This is a genomic window from Reinekea sp. (assembly GCF_982785585.1).
Genome location: NZ_CEYAVF010000001.1, coordinates 69,493 through 83,048, shown reverse-complemented (window position 1 = coordinate 83,048; position 13,556 = coordinate 69,493). Strand labels below are relative to the sequence as shown.

Sequence of the window (13,556 nt, the reverse complement as noted above, 5' to 3'; positions counted from 1 at the left end):
ACCTTCCCGGCTGATTCGAATGTTTAGGAGCGTCCATGTTTAAAGTCATACTAGTTATATTAGTGATTGCAATGTTGGTGTCCTTATCCGGCGCCCTGGGATCGCTGTTTAACAACGCAGGTCATGCCGATCGACCCAACACCTTTAATTGGCTGATCCTACGAATAAGCATCGCAGTAGCAATGCTACTGGTGATACTGATTGGATTTGTTACCGGTGAATTGTCTTTCGGTGCACCATGGAGCGGTCAATACTAGGGGCAATCCAATGGATTGCACCCCAACACGACGGATCATAGGGCGTTAAACAATATACACGAAGATGAACAGGCAGACCCAAACGACATCGACAAAGTGCCAATACCAGGCAGAGGCTTCAAAGCCGAAATGATCTTCCGGGGTAAAGTGGCCCTTCAATGAACGTCCCAACTGAACCATCAACATAAAGGTGCCGATGGTGACGTGGGCGCCGTGAAAGCCGGTCAGCATAAAGAAGGTCGATCCATAGATACCGCTCTTCAATGTCAGGCCCAGTTCGTTATAGGCTTCGGCATACTCGGTAACTTGGAAATAAAGGAACACGACCCCTAACAAAACCGTCAGGCCCAACCAAATATTCAACGGTCGACGCTGCTGCTTACGCAAGGCATGATGCGCAAAGCTTAGGGTTACGCTGGACGTGATCAACAGAACCGTATTGAGCAATGGCAGATGCCATGGGTCAATAACGGCTTCAGCACCTGGGAACTGGACATTATCCGGGTTGCTCAGCATCGGCCAGCTGTAGCTAAAGCCTTCATAGAGGTAGTTGGTAACACCCTTATCGCCTTCGCCGCCGAGCCATGGACCGACCCAATGACGGATGTAAAACAATCCACCAAAGAAGGCTAGGAAAAACATCACCTCGGAAAAGATAAACCAACCCATGCCCCAGACGTAGGACTTCTTCAGCTGGTGACCGTTCAAGCCGGCTTGATTCTCACGGATCACCGTGGAAAACCAGGTGTACAACACTAATGCCAAGCCTAAGAAACCGGCAAACATAATCCATTCACCGTTGGAATCGACTTTCTGACTCGCGGCGTTAATCAGCGTTCCGCCGCCAAAAACGGTCAAAAACATTGATAAGGCCATTAAGATCGGAATGCGACTCTCGGCCGGGACGTAATAGCTTTCGTGTTCTTGAGCATGGTTGTCGCTCGATGCAGACATATCAGTCTCCAGTATTTAGTGTTGTAGTCAATCGCTGCCCTGGCAAACGATGCCCGGCAGCCTCTTCAAAGTCTTAACTAGTCTAGTAACGAGACTTCCATCTCCCCGGTGACGTCGAACAGGGTGTAGGTGAGACTGATCGTTTTCACCCAATCGGGTAGGTCAGGATCAATCTGAAACACCAAGCCCAGTTCGGCGTCTTCACCGGCTGCCAACGGCTGTTGGTTGAAACAGAAGCACTCGGTCTTGCTAAAATAACCGGTCGCTTCAAAGGGCGACAGGCTCGGTACCGCTTGCCCAACCATGTCACGTTGACTGGCGTTGCGGGCATAGTAGCTGACCTGAACGACCTCACCCGGATAAGCGATTACTTCGCTGTCCACGGCGTGAAACTGCCACGACATGGCGGCATTGTTTAGGGCCAAAAACTGCACCTTTATCGGCCGATCTTCCTGCACGACAAAGGGTTGCGCTTCGGCTTGGTCAAAACTGCTGCCGGTAATGCCGGTCCACTCACAAATTAAGAAATACAGCGGGCGTAAGCCGTAATAGACAAACAGCAACATACCGATCACCGTGCCAATAGACACCATTACGACCTTGATATGGCTACGTGGCGGTTGTTGCTGCTCAGTCATGTCTAGGCCCTTTGCTATTAATCAATTTTCGGTGGTGTTGTGAACGTATGGTAGGGCGCTGGTGACGCGACTTCCCATTCCAGACCTTCGGCACCTTCCCACGGTTTCGCTGGCGCTTTCTTGCCCGCGACAATGGTATGAATGACGACAAACAAGAACAACAGCTGACTGGCACCAAATAGAAACGCGCCCATGCTGGAAATCATATTGATGTCGGCAAACTGGACCGAGTAGTCCGGGATTCGACGAGGCATACCCGCGAGACCGACAAAGTGCTGCGGAAAGAAGGTCACGTTAACGCCGACAAAACTGAGCCAGAAATGAGTCTTACCTAAGGTCTCGTTATACATCCGACCGCTCCACTTAGGCAGCCAGTAGTAAACAGACGCCATAATGGAAAAGATAGCGCCGGGCACTAGGACGTAGTGAAAGTGTGCCACCACGAAGTAAGTATCGTGATATTGGAAATCAGCCGGTGCAACCGCGAGCATTAAACCGGAAAAACCACCAATGGAGAACAACACCACGAAGGCTATGGAGAACAGCATCGGTGTTTCGAAGGTTAGTGAGCCGCGGAACATGGTCGTGACCCAGTTAAACACCTTCACGCCAGTCGGCACGGCAATCAGCATGGTAGCGGCCATAAAGAACAACTCACCGGCAAAGGGAATGCCGACGGTGAACATATGGTGCGCCCAGACGATGAAGCTCAACAAAGCGATCGACGAGGTGGCATAAACCATGGAGCTGTAACCAAACAGCTTCTTACGCGCAAAGGTTGGGATAATAGCGGACACGATACCAAAGGCCGGCAGAATCATGATGTACACTTCGGGGTGACCGAAGAACCAGAACAGATGCTGGAACAATACCGGAGAACCGCCGCCCGCGGCGTTAAAGAACGACGTGCCAAAGTGAATATCCATCAACATCATGGTCACGACGCCAGCTAACACCGGCATAACCGCAATCAGCAAGAAGGCGGTAATCAACCAGGTCCAGACAAAGAGTGGCAACTTCATCCAGGTCATGCCCGGTGCGCGCATGTTCAGGATGGTTGCGATCACATTGATCGCACCCATGATAGAACTGGCACCCATCAAGTGAATGGCAAAAATGAAGTAGGTCACACTCGGCGGTGCGTAGGTCGTTGACAGCGGCGCGTAGAATGTCCAGCCGAAGTTAGGTGCACCACCGGTCATAAACAGAGTGCTGGTAAGCATTGCGAAGGCAAAGGGCAAAATCCAGAAACTCAGATTGTTCATGCGCGGCAGGGCCATGTCCGGCGCACCGATCATCATCGGAATCATCCAGTTTGCCAGGCCGACAAAGGCCGGCATCACCGCACCGAACACCATGATTAAACCGTGCATGGTGGTCATCTGATTGAAAAATTCCGGCTGAATAAGCTGCAAACCGGGCTGAAACAATTCGGCACGGATCACCATGGCGAAGAGTCCGCCAAGGAAGAACATCGCGAAGCTGAACCACAGGTAGAGCGTACCGATATCTTTATGGTTCGTAGTATAGATCCAACGGGTCAAGCCCTTGGCCGGACCATGATGCTCATGGTCGTGATCGTGGTGATCAGTTGTAGTCGTCATAACAGACCTCCTATTGGCCAGCATTATAATTGAGAATATCAACAGGGGTCACAACGTCACCCGTGTCATTGCCCCAGGCATTACGCTCGTAGGTAATGATGGCAGCCATATCCACCTCACTTAATTGCGCGCCGTAGGCCGCCATGGCCGCGTTGTTGCGCGAACCGTTAACCACTATATCGATATGGTCTTCAACTGGGCCAAGCGCGATGACGCTGTTTTTCAATGCTGGGAACACACCGGCTATACCGCTACCATCAACCTGGTGGCAGGCGGCACAGTTTTTCACATAGGCGCTTTCACCCAGCTCCATCAACTCATCATAGGTCCAATCTTTCTGGGTGAGCTCGGCCAACTTGCGCGTCTCAACCTTCTTGGCGGCTAACCAGGTGTCGAATTCAGCCTGCGGCAGCGCTTCGACGACGATGGGCATAAAGCCATGGTCCTTACCGCAGAGCTCAGTACACTGGCCGCGGTAGGTGCCGGGTTCATTAATATGGGTCCAGGATTCATTGACGATACCGGGTATGGCGTCTTTCTTGACAGCCAATTGCGGCACCCACCAGCTGTGGATAACGTCGGCCGACGAAATCACGAATCGGATTTTCATGCCGATCGGCAAGACCAACGGCTCATCAACCTCGAGCAGGTAGTTCTCGCCCTTGGTGGTTAGGCCATTTATCTGGTCGCGCGGTGTGGCCAGGCTAGAGAAGTAAGTCACTCGCTCCGCGGCATCACCGCCAAGATAGGAATAACGCCATTTCCACTGATAACCGACGATCTCGACGGTCATGTCCGAATCGTCAAAATCGTACATCTTCTCGAGCGTGAAAAACGCACGATAACCGATGGCGATAACGACAATGGCCGGCAGTATGGTCCATAACAACTCCACCTTGACACTTTCATGGAAGTTGTCGGCAACCGCGCCTCTGGATTTGCGATGCATCACAATGGAATAGCCCATCACACCGAAAACGATGATGCCGATGACGACACACACCCAGAATATCAACATATGGAGACCATAGACTTCATTGCTGATGTCGGTGACACCTCGGGTCATGTTCAGTTTAAGATCCGCTTGGGCCAAAGTGGCCAGCAGCGTAGCAAACAGCAACATGCCGCGACGAAACAGCTTAGTTGGCATATCTTACCTCTTACCTTATTTATATTGGGAGCTCTTTCAAAGGCGCGCGACCGTTATATCGGGCACCTCTGGGCAAACTATTAAGACTAAATCCCGGGCAGTATAAACAGTGTTTTTTTTAAAGCCCAAGCCTGATAACACACTGCTTTCATAGATTGTTGCGATATATTAAAATTTATTCAATTAAAACAATGAGTTAGGTTGTAAAAATGGACTGTATTTATTTTCACTTTTAGCGCACTTAATGACCGTCGGACAAAAAAACGCCCCAAAATGGCTCATTTGCACCCTATAAACCATCTCATAACCTTTGATTTGGTTAGAGATCGTTAATAAGCAGCGCTTCCACCGATGCACAGCGCTCGGCCAGTTGTGCATCATTGGCAGCGGTCACTGTGATATGGGCGATCTTCCGACCGGGCCGTTCGGACTTGCCGTAGTCATGCCAATGCAATCCAGGTACCGCGAGTAGCGCCTGCGTCTCGGGGCGCTTGCCAATGACATTATACATCGCAACAGGCCCAACGCTTTCGGTACTGCCTAAGGGAAGATTCATGACCGCTCGAACGTGGTTTTCGAATTGACTGCAACGACTGCCTTCGATAGTCCAATGGCCGGAATTGTGCACTCGGGGCGCTATCTCGTTGGCCATCAACTGACCCTTGTGGACAAAAAACTCAAACGCCAAGGTACCGACATAGTTTAGTGCACTCATCACCGATTCGACAGCCTGTTCAGCCAAGGCCTGCAGGCGCGGGTCCTGCATGGGCTGACTTCGGTGCAAGATACCCTGGCGATGCTCATTGCGAATCAGTGGATAAAACACGCAAGCGCCATTCTGATCGCGCACACCAATGCAGGACAGTTCGAATTCAAAATCAATAAAACCTTCCAGAATAAGAGGCACACCACCGAGTTCGGCAAAGGTATCGGCTGCATCTTGGGCGTCGCGCAGCACCTTTTGGCCTTTACCGTCGTAGCCCAGGGTGCGGGTTTTCAGAACCGCCGGCAGACCGATCTGACGCACAGCCTCGACCAGCGAGGCCTGATCATTGACTTCGGCGACGGGCGCCGTCTCAATGCCTAGGGACAGGAACAGGGTTTTTTCAGCCCATCTATCGCGTGCCGTGGCCAATGCCTCAGCCGGTGGATAGACCGGTCGGCTGCGAGCGAGCTCTGCGACAATGGCGGGTGGCACGTTTTCAAATTCAAAACTGATCACATCGGCAAACTCAGCCAATTGCTGTAAACCGGTCGGATCGGCGTAATCGGCACAATAGAGTTCCCCCACGCGGCCACCACAGGCTTGCGCGGACGGGTCGAGAAAGGCCGTATCAATGCCGAGCGGGCGGGCCGCAAGGGCCATCATCTGGCCTAATTGACCGGCGCCAATAATACCCAGCTTCACAGTAAAACCCCCGGAATCGGTTGCGCCAAGACGCGCTCAGTTTGCTCACTGCGAAAGGTTTTCAGCCGTTGCCGCAGCCCGGCATCTGCTAACGACAGGATACTGGCCGCTAACAACGCCGCATTGATCGCGCCAGCCTTGCCAATAGCCAAGGTACCAGTCGGTATTCCGGCGGGCATTTGGACAATACTGAGCAAGGAATCGACACCGCTCAGCATACTGCTTTGCACTGGCACTCCGAGTACGGGAAGATGGGTTTTGGCGGCACACATGCCCGGCAGGTGGGCTGCGCCGCCGGCACCGGCAATAATCACGGCCAAGCCGCGCTGCTCAGCACTGTCGGCGTAATCAAATAACAGGTCCGGCGTACGATGAGCCGAGACCACTCGGCATTCGTGACCAATGCCTAATTCGGTTAGGGTTTCTGACGTATGGATCATGGTCGCCCAGTCAGACTGGGAGCCCATAATTACCCCGACTCGAACCGGATCTGATGTAGCGGTGGGAGTTGCACTCAATGCAGCTTTCCTTCTTTACTGAATGATTTTGATAACTTGCACCGCAGCGTCAACATATTGCTCGTCGGCGGTGACCCGAGTGGACATTTCTTTGGGTTCGTTGACCCCGGTGCTCAACCGATCGGTAAAACCGCAGTCAATACAGTCGCGAATCAACACCTGTTGCTCTGTGTCATTCACCGCCATAATGGTATCTAGGGCACCACATTTTGGGCAAACCACTCCGGCAATAAATCGTTTCTTCATTAAAAGTTGCCAATAAAAGCGGCTAGTATACCCAGCCCAGACACGGACGTCATTGTCCAAATGGCTCGAAATGAGCCGGCGAAAGCAATTCGCCGACTTCCAATGCTAGCCCAGCGGGGCTACCAGCGCCGCGCTATCGGTCTCCCCTTCGGTAGGCTCGACCAATTGTCCGGTAAGCCATTCGTTTAGCTCAACGATGCCTTCTTTTTTCAATGAGCTGTAGGTTTGTACGCTCAACCAGGGTGCACGAGATTGCAATTCGCTACGAATTTTTAAAAAAGTATTTTTAGCCGGGCCTTTCTTGAGTTTGTCGGACTTGGTGAGCAAAATTCGCATCGGCATTTCCGCTTCGATCGCCCATTGCACCATACGATTGTCGAATTCGGTCATCGGATGGCGAATATCCATAACCAGCACCACGCCCTTTAAGCTGCAGCGTTCCGCGAGGTATTCACCAATATTTTCTTCCCAATCGGCCTTCATGGTCCGATTGACCTTGGCAAAACCGTAACCGGGTAGATCGACCAGTCGATAGTCCCCGCCGTTTAGGGTAAAAAAGTTCAATAGCTGCGTACGCCCTGGCGTCTTCGAGGTCCGCGCCAATTTGGAGTTACGCGTGAGGGCATTCATCGCGGAGCTTTTTCCGGCATTCGAACGACCCGCAAACGCGACTTCGGAGCCGGTATCGGCCGGGCATTGGGAATATTTTTGGGCGCTGATAAAAAAATCGGCGGAGTCGTATTTAATAGGTTGCATAGAAACTTTCATTAATGAGTCATAAGAGGGCGCTATTGTAGCTGGTTGCGGAAAAAAATGTTGTCCTTTGCTCGATCGCCGATAACCGCCTCTGGCCAAGCAATTCCTTCTCATCACTCGATCGACTCTATATACTGTTGCCAATTTATGCTGGGTCTCGTTTTTTGGGGCCTCAATTGATGAATAATATGGGATTCGACATGAAGAAATTGATCGTTGGCCTTTTCGTTTTAGGCGGTTTGGTTGGATTTACGCACGCTGCTGGTAATGCTGAAAACGGCAAGGGACTCACTGCAATGTGCGCCGGCTGCCATGGCGCGGATGGCAATAGTGCGGTGGCAAGCTTTCCAAAATTAGCTGGCCAAGGTGAACGTTATCTTTACAAGCAGTTGCAGGATGTAAAAGCCGATCGACGCATTATTGTCGCAATGACTGGCATGTTGGCAGCGCTGAATGATCAACAACTCGCCGACATAGCGGCCTATTACGCCAGTCAGGCCATTCAAGTTGGTCAGGCAAAGCCTGAGCTCGTTGAACTCGGTGAAGCACTCTACAAGGCCGGTAATGCGGCCACGGGTGTGCCTGCCTGCGCCGGTTGCCATTCTCCAAACGGCCAAGGTAATTCAGTCGGTGGCATTCCCGCATTGGGTGGTCAACACGCGGACTACACAGCAACGCAGCTGAAGAAATTCCAAGCCGGTTATAGTGCCGAGGCGCCTTCGAATGACGCCCGTATGAACGGTGGCGACGCGCGCATGATGCGCTCTATAGCTTTCAATATGAAAGACTTCGAGATGGCCGCCGTGGCCAGCTATATCCAGGGTCTTCACTAGCAGGCTCAATCTTCAGCTGCGGTTAAGCGCGCAGTAAAGATACTGAAAAGCGGGGACGCGAAGGCCTACCCCGCTTTTTTTGACCCCGCAGTTCGGGCACCATGCCCTAACCTATCAATTTTAAGGATTAATTCATTATGTTGAAGCGTTCAGTATCCATCCTGTTGTTGATGCTAACTGCTGTTTTCGTGCAAGCAGCGGAACCCCGTTTTGTCGACGGCACCCACTACCAGACCTTGGCAACGCCACTTAAGACCTCCTATCGCGGTGCAGAAATCGGTGAAATCATGGAGTTTTTCAGCTATGGCTGTATTCATTGCTACAATTTTGAACCGGCAGTAGCGCGCTTTTTAGCGGAAAAACCCGAGTCGATCCGGTTTACCCGCGTTCCAGTCATGTTTAATGAGCGACAGGCCCCCGAAGTAAGGGCTTACTACGTCGTAGAACTCCTAAAGCTAGGCACCGAGGCCCACAAAGCAATCTTTAATGAAATCCATGAAGAGCGTCGTCCACTGCGTACAGATGCCCAGTTTGCGACGTTTTTTGGGCGTTTTAATGTGAGCGAAGAAGCCTATCTGGCCCATGCCTATTCCTTTGGTGTGACCGCCAAGGTCAATACCTCGATCTATCTGACCGGCAACAGCAATATCTCTGGCACGCCGGCCATTATGGCCAATGGCAAGTACCTAATCGATTCGGCCGCCGTTGGTGGCAATGAACAGTCTATCTACGCGGCCAAATGGTTGGTTGAGCAGGACGCTCTGGTTCAATAGGATTGGCACGACCGGCCGGCTGGGTCATCACAGCCGGCAATCAATCCTGTGCTAGACTGATCCCCTGAAGTCCTTACTCAGATTAGCTGCTTATGTCATTGCCCTCTGGAATGGCCGTTACCCCCGTACTACTCGAATCCTGGCATCGGTTTATGCACCCGGATCCGTCCCAGCCTTGCGCCACTCTAAAGCTACTGTCCTACAATATTCAGGTCGGCATCCAGACTCGGCGTTATCCTGATTACGTGGTCAAGGCGTGGCAACACCTCTTGCCATCCGCTCGACGTGAGCACAATCTTCAACAAATTGCCGAATTAATTCGACACTATGACATCATCGCGCTGCAAGAAATCGACGGCGGCAGCTTCCGCACCCGTTACGTCAATCAAATTCACTACTTGGCCAAGGCCGCTCACAAAGACTATTGGCACCAACAACTCAATCGTAATCTCGGACGATTTGGCCAACATAGCAACGCCGTGATCGGCAATATTAAGCTCATCAATATCAACGACCATGCCTTGCCCGGTCGACAAGGACGGGGTGCTATCGCATTCGAGGTCGGAACCCGCAACCCGCTGCTGATCGTTGTGGCGCATCTAGCGCTTGGTCGGCGTCATCAGGATGAGCAGCTCAAGTATATAGGTGGACTGATTAGCCGCTACCGAAGTGCCGTGGTGATGGGGGATATGAACACCGACAGTTTGCGCATCTTGAACGACTCTCCGTTGAAAAGTGCCGGCCTAAAGGCGGCTCATGCCCGGGCGACCTATCCGAGTTGGCGGCCGACCAAGTGTTACGATCAGATACTGGTCAGTGCGCACATTAAGATCATCAAAATGGGGGTCCTGGATTTTGCCCTATCCGATCACCTTCCCGTAGCCATTGAGATTGAACTGCCGCAATAGGCTATCTGTGCGACCGCAAAACAATCTTTTGGTGTAAGACTATACTCAATCCAGGTAAACCCTTTAAGGATCGATTACATGTCTGACACGCATCTCCTGCTAGCCCGCGCTGCCACCAGTTTAACGCTGATGCTAAAGGGTTTGGATAGCCGGCTGGATCTGCGCCTGCACACGTTACGTGGACTTTTACGGCAAAAGGATTTTCAACTCGAGCAATTTCAAGCAGAAATGGCCGAGGTCGAGTCGGTCTATGACCTGCTCGAACAGAGTACCGAGCAAAATATACAACTCTATCTTAGATCCTTTAAAAGTCTTTTAGCCGACAGTTCGCCTGCAATTTTGGCACCCTTGCAGCGTTTACAACCAGTGCTCAGTGACCTGTTAAGCTTCGCCGAACCACTGGCGCACTTTGTCACCGCACAGCTGGCACTGCCGGCTCCCAGTATCGGCCCAGACGGTCAATCACGAACGGCTAATGAGCTCTCGGGTGCGCAGCTCGACGTCTTGCGGCACCGTCTAGCGGGTCGCTTTAAGGCCTTGTTGCAATCTCTAGTGGCTATAGGCCCTGATCCTGTTGCTCCGGCCGCACTAATGAGCGAAGTCGATAGGGTAGTTGATTGGCAGGCTTTAGACCGGCTTGCACATAAGACCCTTGACCTATTACAGGTCCAACTCAGGGAGGAGAAACTCGCCTTTGTCGATTATCTGACTGAACTCGATACGCGCTTAGCCCGCATCAATCAAATAGTCACCGCCGACTCACGAATACTCGGTGAGTTAAGGGCCATAAATGGATTGTTTAACCGCCGTATGAACCAACAGGTAACAGAGGTGAGGGCGCAGATTGATAATTCGCCGAGGGTCGAGGTGCTAAAGAATGAGCTGCTCGGATCACTCGACCAAATTACCCATCGCTTGGTTGAATACCAGGATGGCTATACGTCGAGATTGGATCAGCTGCAGACCAACACAGCTCAGATGGCTGGCGCAATCCGGGCGCTGGAACAAGACAACCAAGAACTGCACAGCAAGTTAAAACGCGAACGCGATTTATCGATCCTTGATACGCTCACTCAGTTGCCCAACCGATTAGGCTTCAATAATCAACTCGAGGCGGAGCTGTCGCGCGCAACCCGTTATCACCATCCGCTCAGTATCGCGATCATTGATATCGATTTTTTCAAACGTATTAACGATGAGTTCGGTCATTTGGTCGGTGATAAGGTATTGCGCGTAATCGCCCTCGAGATGAAACGTATCTGCCGTGAGCACGACTATATTGCCCGCTATGGCGGGGAAGAGTTTATTTTGCTATTACCCCAAACGTTGCTGCCCGATGCCCATAGTGCCGTGGAAAAGATTCGTTATCGGGTCGCCCACTGTCGTTTTCACTTTCACAACAAGCCGGTACCGCTAACCATCTCCGCCGGCGTGGCGCAATGGCGTCCGGGCGAGGCTACCGATGCCTGGATCGAACGAGCGGATAGGGCGCTCTATGCAGGTAAACAGAATGGCCGTAACAGAGTGATCGCAGAAGCCGACTGAGGCGCTTTTGGGTCCCTCACCAAGATTACTCTACGGGCCTAACTCCTTCAAAAACCAACGGTCACAGCCGCTGTGTTCGGTGCTGATAATCGGTGCCGGTAACGCCATAAAGCCGGCTTTACGATACAGCGAAGCTGCGTCGGACATATTGGTTAGGGTCTCCAAATAACACCAGCGGTAATGTTGCTGGGCAAATTCCAAGGCCGTTTGCAACAGCAAGTGGCCTAAGCCATGACCCCGGCCGGCAGGGCTCAAATACATTTTTTGTAACTCACAGGTTTGCACCACCTCCGGCTTAAGCGGCGCAATACCGACGCCCCCGAGCAACTGTGTGCCATGGCTGACAACCCAATAGGCATGACCCGGGGCGCTATAAGCCTGACAAAGCGCCGACAGCTCCGGGTCCTGCCAAGCAAAGCCGGGCCGATCGGCACCGTGTTCAGCCAATACGGCGCGAATGATAAGTTCCACAGGCTGATTGTCCTGTGCTTGAATTAATCTCAGGCTGAAGGTCATGGTCCAAGCTTGCATTCCAATGTTAATGGGCCATCATAGCGACCCTAGTCAATTTTTACCTAACTTTTATGGAGCCCCTCATGGCGATACAGATTGGCGATACCCTACCCAATGTTAACCTCTACGAACTGTCCGATCAGGGCCCGGTGGCCTTGAGTACCGAGTCGCTCTTCAGTGACAAGAAAGTTGTGATCTTCGCCCTGCCTGGCGCATTCACGCCAACCTGCAGCGCCGCGCATGTGCCCGGTTTTGTCGTCAATGCCGATAAGATAAAAGCCCTCGGTGTCGATGAGATTATCTGTGTCAGTGTTAACGATGCATGGGTAATGGGTGCATGGGGACACCAGCAGAATGCTACGGCACTGCGTATGTTAGGCGATGGTAGCGCGGATTTTACCGAAGCCGTCGATCTCGTTAAGGATTTAACCGGCGCCGGAATGGGCGTTCGATCTCAACGTTATGCTTTGATCGCGGTTGATGGTGTCGTCACCTGGATCGGTATTGATCCGACGGGGTTGGATCAGAGTTCTGCCGAATCGGTTATGGCGCAACTTTAATTCAATCACATCGCTCTGTTTTCTGGCATCGATGACCAAGGGGAACCCATGTCGGTGGAAATATTTAACCAAACTCTGGCCAGTGTACCCCCCGGTCATTTTACCAGCTATGGCCGATTGGCTGATCTATGTGGTGTCCATGTCCGGCAAGTGCTGGCTTGGTTACGCGCAGTGCCTGAGGGTTCCACCTTACCCTGGTTTCGCATCCTAAACAGTCAATGTCGTATCAGTGATCATGCTGGGGCAGCTCGACAATATCGTTTGCTGGCGGCGGAGGGTCTGTTGCCCGATCGACTCGGCCGATTTCCAAAAGAGTTATATTGGCCTCCGCTGCTATCGTAGTACTATTAAGCCAATTAGTAGCGTTAGAGAAACGGCCCTTGTCCATTATCATTCGTCCCATCCAGTTAACAGATCTGCCCGCCATCGTCGCCATCCTCAATCCCTTCATTGAGACCAGCGCTACAACCTTCGATACCGAACCCTACACTGTCACTACCCGTCTGCCTTGGTTTCATCAGTTCAAAGACACCGGTCGATATCGTTGTTTTGTCGCCGAGACGCCGGACGGTGAATTACTTGGCTTTGCCAATAGCGGACCCTTGCGTCCGAAACGAGCCTATGACACCTCGGTCGAGGTAAGCATCTATCGGTCGCCAGAGCGCACTGTTTCGGGTTTGGGTAGCTTACTTTATGCCGAGCTATTTACCGCCCTGGCCGACGAAGATGTGCATCGGGCCCACGCGGTGATCACCTTGCCAAATAAGGCATCGATAGGCCTACATCAGAAGTTCGGGTTCTATGAGGTTGGCACCTTGAACGAAGCGGGGCGTAAATTCGGCCGTTATCATGATGTTTTTTGGATGGAAAAACGCTGCTAACAAAAGGTTCCA

Annotated in this window: 17 protein-coding genes; 8 read left to right on the top strand and 9 right to left on the bottom strand. The window is 52.1% G+C overall.

Going from position 1 to position 13,556, the window contains the following annotated elements; all coding sequences use genetic code 11:
* The first annotated feature begins 35 nt into the window (after positions 1 to 35).
* A complete protein-coding gene (locus AC4FIC_RS00420; protein ID WP_100255620.1) occupies positions 36 to 257 on the top strand; it encodes a DUF2909 family protein in 222 nt (73 codons plus the stop codon).
* Positions 258 to 302: 45 nt separating this feature from the next.
* Here AC4FIC_RS00420 and AC4FIC_RS00415 read toward each other — a convergent pair whose 3' ends face one another.
* The 8 genes from AC4FIC_RS00415 to yihA all read right to left on the bottom strand — a co-directional run bounded on the left by AC4FIC_RS00415 (position 303) and on the right by yihA (position 7,531).
* Positions 303 to 1,211, bottom strand: a complete 909-nt coding sequence (locus AC4FIC_RS00415; RefSeq protein ID WP_100255619.1) for a cytochrome c oxidase subunit 3 — start codon at positions 1,209 to 1,211, stop codon at positions 303 to 305.
* A 77-nt stretch (positions 1,212 to 1,288) separates the two neighbouring features.
* On the bottom strand, positions 1,289 to 1,849 hold the full coding sequence (locus tag AC4FIC_RS00410; protein WP_100255618.1) for a cytochrome c oxidase assembly protein: 561 nt from the start codon (positions 1,847 to 1,849) through the stop codon (positions 1,289 to 1,291).
* A gap of 17 nt (positions 1,850 to 1,866) precedes the next feature.
* Positions 1,867 to 3,453, bottom strand: a complete 1,587-nt coding sequence (gene ctaD / locus AC4FIC_RS00405; protein ID WP_273285069.1) for a cytochrome c oxidase subunit I — start codon at positions 3,451 to 3,453, stop codon at positions 1,867 to 1,869.
* A gap of 10 nt (positions 3,454 to 3,463) precedes the next feature.
* Positions 3,464 to 4,603: a cytochrome c oxidase subunit II gene (gene coxB, locus AC4FIC_RS00400; RefSeq protein ID WP_100255616.1), complete on the bottom strand. Its 1,140-nt coding sequence runs from the start codon at positions 4,601 to 4,603 to the stop codon at positions 3,464 to 3,466.
* Between the two features lie 319 nt (positions 4,604 to 4,922).
* On the bottom strand, positions 4,923 to 6,011 hold the full coding sequence (locus AC4FIC_RS00395) for a 5-(carboxyamino)imidazole ribonucleotide synthase (protein WP_100255615.1): 1,089 nt from the start codon (positions 6,009 to 6,011) through the stop codon (positions 4,923 to 4,925).
* The gene (purE, locus tag AC4FIC_RS00390; RefSeq protein ID WP_264371425.1) at positions 6,008 to 6,529 is read right to left on the bottom strand and encodes a 5-(carboxyamino)imidazole ribonucleotide mutase; all 522 of its coding nucleotides are present in this window, start codon (positions 6,527 to 6,529) and stop codon (positions 6,008 to 6,010) included. Before purE ends, AC4FIC_RS00395 begins: the two co-directional genes overlap by 4 nt.
* Positions 6,530 to 6,544: 15 nt before the next feature.
* Positions 6,545 to 6,775, bottom strand: coding sequence for a YheV family putative zinc ribbon protein (locus AC4FIC_RS00385; RefSeq protein ID WP_100255613.1), 231 nt, complete (start codon positions 6,773 to 6,775; stop codon positions 6,545 to 6,547).
* A 105-nt stretch (positions 6,776 to 6,880) separates the two neighbouring features.
* Positions 6,881 to 7,531, bottom strand: coding sequence for a ribosome biogenesis GTP-binding protein YihA/YsxC (yihA, locus tag AC4FIC_RS00380; protein WP_100255612.1), 651 nt, complete (start codon positions 7,529 to 7,531; stop codon positions 6,881 to 6,883).
* Positions 7,532 to 7,731: 200 nt separating this feature from the next.
* Between yihA and AC4FIC_RS00375 the strand changes: the two genes are divergently transcribed.
* The 4 genes from AC4FIC_RS00375 to AC4FIC_RS00360 all read left to right on the top strand — a co-directional run bounded on the left by AC4FIC_RS00375 (position 7,732) and on the right by AC4FIC_RS00360 (position 11,590).
* Positions 7,732 to 8,364, top strand: coding sequence for a c-type cytochrome (locus AC4FIC_RS00375; protein ID WP_100258644.1), 633 nt, complete (start codon positions 7,732 to 7,734; stop codon positions 8,362 to 8,364).
* Positions 8,365 to 8,501: 137 nt separating this feature from the next.
* On the top strand, positions 8,502 to 9,137 hold the full coding sequence (locus AC4FIC_RS00370) for a thiol:disulfide interchange protein DsbA/DsbL (protein WP_273285074.1): 636 nt from the start codon (positions 8,502 to 8,504) through the stop codon (positions 9,135 to 9,137).
* 92 nt (positions 9,138 to 9,229) lie between these two features.
* Entirely contained in the window at positions 9,230 to 10,045 is an 816-nt protein-coding gene (locus tag AC4FIC_RS00365) for an endonuclease/exonuclease/phosphatase family protein (RefSeq protein ID WP_100255610.1), read from the top strand.
* A 78-nt stretch (positions 10,046 to 10,123) separates the two neighbouring features.
* Positions 10,124 to 11,590 carry a GGDEF domain-containing protein gene (locus tag AC4FIC_RS00360; protein WP_100255609.1) on the top strand — a complete coding sequence of 489 codons (1,467 nt, stop codon included), beginning with the start codon at positions 10,124 to 10,126 and terminating at the stop codon, positions 11,588 to 11,590.
* A gap of 30 nt (positions 11,591 to 11,620) precedes the next feature.
* Here AC4FIC_RS00360 and AC4FIC_RS00355 read toward each other — a convergent pair whose 3' ends face one another.
* Positions 11,621 to 12,061, bottom strand: a complete 441-nt coding sequence (locus AC4FIC_RS00355) for a GNAT family N-acetyltransferase (protein WP_227003718.1) — start codon at positions 12,059 to 12,061, stop codon at positions 11,621 to 11,623.
* 125 nt (positions 12,062 to 12,186) lie between these two features.
* On the opposite strand from AC4FIC_RS00355, the gene AC4FIC_RS00350 reads away from it, so the two are divergent.
* Genes AC4FIC_RS00350 through AC4FIC_RS00340 form a run of 3 tightly spaced genes read left to right on the top strand, consistent with a single transcriptional unit; the run spans position 12,187 to position 13,544 of the window.
* Positions 12,187 to 12,663, top strand: a complete 477-nt coding sequence (locus AC4FIC_RS00350) for a peroxiredoxin (RefSeq protein ID WP_100255608.1) — start codon at positions 12,187 to 12,189, stop codon at positions 12,661 to 12,663.
* A gap of 48 nt (positions 12,664 to 12,711) precedes the next feature.
* Positions 12,712 to 13,005, top strand: a complete 294-nt coding sequence (locus AC4FIC_RS00345) for an MGMT family protein (protein WP_100255607.1) — start codon at positions 12,712 to 12,714, stop codon at positions 13,003 to 13,005.
* Positions 13,006 to 13,043: 38 nt separating this feature from the next.
* Positions 13,044 to 13,544 (top strand): GNAT family N-acetyltransferase, encoded by a 501-nt coding sequence (locus AC4FIC_RS00340; protein WP_273285080.1) that lies wholly within the window; start codon positions 13,044 to 13,046, stop codon positions 13,542 to 13,544.
* The last annotated feature ends 12 nt before the right edge of the window (positions 13,545 to 13,556 follow it).

What these genes read in the sequence shown, in the direction of transcription:
- AC4FIC_RS00420 (WP_100255620.1), top strand. Translation starts at nt 36, where the DNA reads ATGTTTAAAGTCATACTAGTTATATTAGTGATTGCAATGTTGGTGTCC.
- AC4FIC_RS00415 (WP_100255619.1), bottom strand. Translation starts at nt 1,211, where the DNA reads ATGTCTGCATCGAGCGACAACCATGCTCAAGAACACGAAAGCTATTAC.
- AC4FIC_RS00410 (WP_100255618.1), bottom strand. Translation starts at nt 1,849, where the DNA reads ATGACTGAGCAGCAACAACCGCCACGTAGCCATATCAAGGTCGTAATG.
- ctaD (WP_273285069.1), bottom strand. Translation starts at nt 3,453, where the DNA reads ATGACGACTACAACTGATCACCACGATCACGACCATGAGCATCATGGT.
- coxB (WP_100255616.1), bottom strand. Translation starts at nt 4,603, where the DNA reads ATGCCAACTAAGCTGTTTCGTCGCGGCATGTTGCTGTTTGCTACGCTG.
- AC4FIC_RS00385 (WP_100255613.1), bottom strand. Translation starts at nt 6,775, where the DNA reads ATGAAGAAACGATTTATTGCCGGAGTGGTTTGCCCAAAATGTGGTGCC.
- yihA (WP_100255612.1), bottom strand. Translation starts at nt 7,531, where the DNA reads ATGCAACCTATTAAATACGACTCCGCCGATTTTTTTATCAGCGCCCAA.
- AC4FIC_RS00375 (WP_100258644.1), top strand. Translation starts at nt 7,732, where the DNA reads ATGAAGAAATTGATCGTTGGCCTTTTCGTTTTAGGCGGTTTGGTTGGA.
- AC4FIC_RS00370 (WP_273285074.1), top strand. Translation starts at nt 8,502, where the DNA reads ATGTTGAAGCGTTCAGTATCCATCCTGTTGTTGATGCTAACTGCTGTT.
- AC4FIC_RS00365 (WP_100255610.1), top strand. Translation starts at nt 9,230, where the DNA reads ATGTCATTGCCCTCTGGAATGGCCGTTACCCCCGTACTACTCGAATCC.
- AC4FIC_RS00360 (WP_100255609.1), top strand. Translation starts at nt 10,124, where the DNA reads ATGTCTGACACGCATCTCCTGCTAGCCCGCGCTGCCACCAGTTTAACG.
- AC4FIC_RS00350 (WP_100255608.1), top strand. Translation starts at nt 12,187, where the DNA reads ATGGCGATACAGATTGGCGATACCCTACCCAATGTTAACCTCTACGAA.
- AC4FIC_RS00345 (WP_100255607.1), top strand. Translation starts at nt 12,712, where the DNA reads ATGTCGGTGGAAATATTTAACCAAACTCTGGCCAGTGTACCCCCCGGT.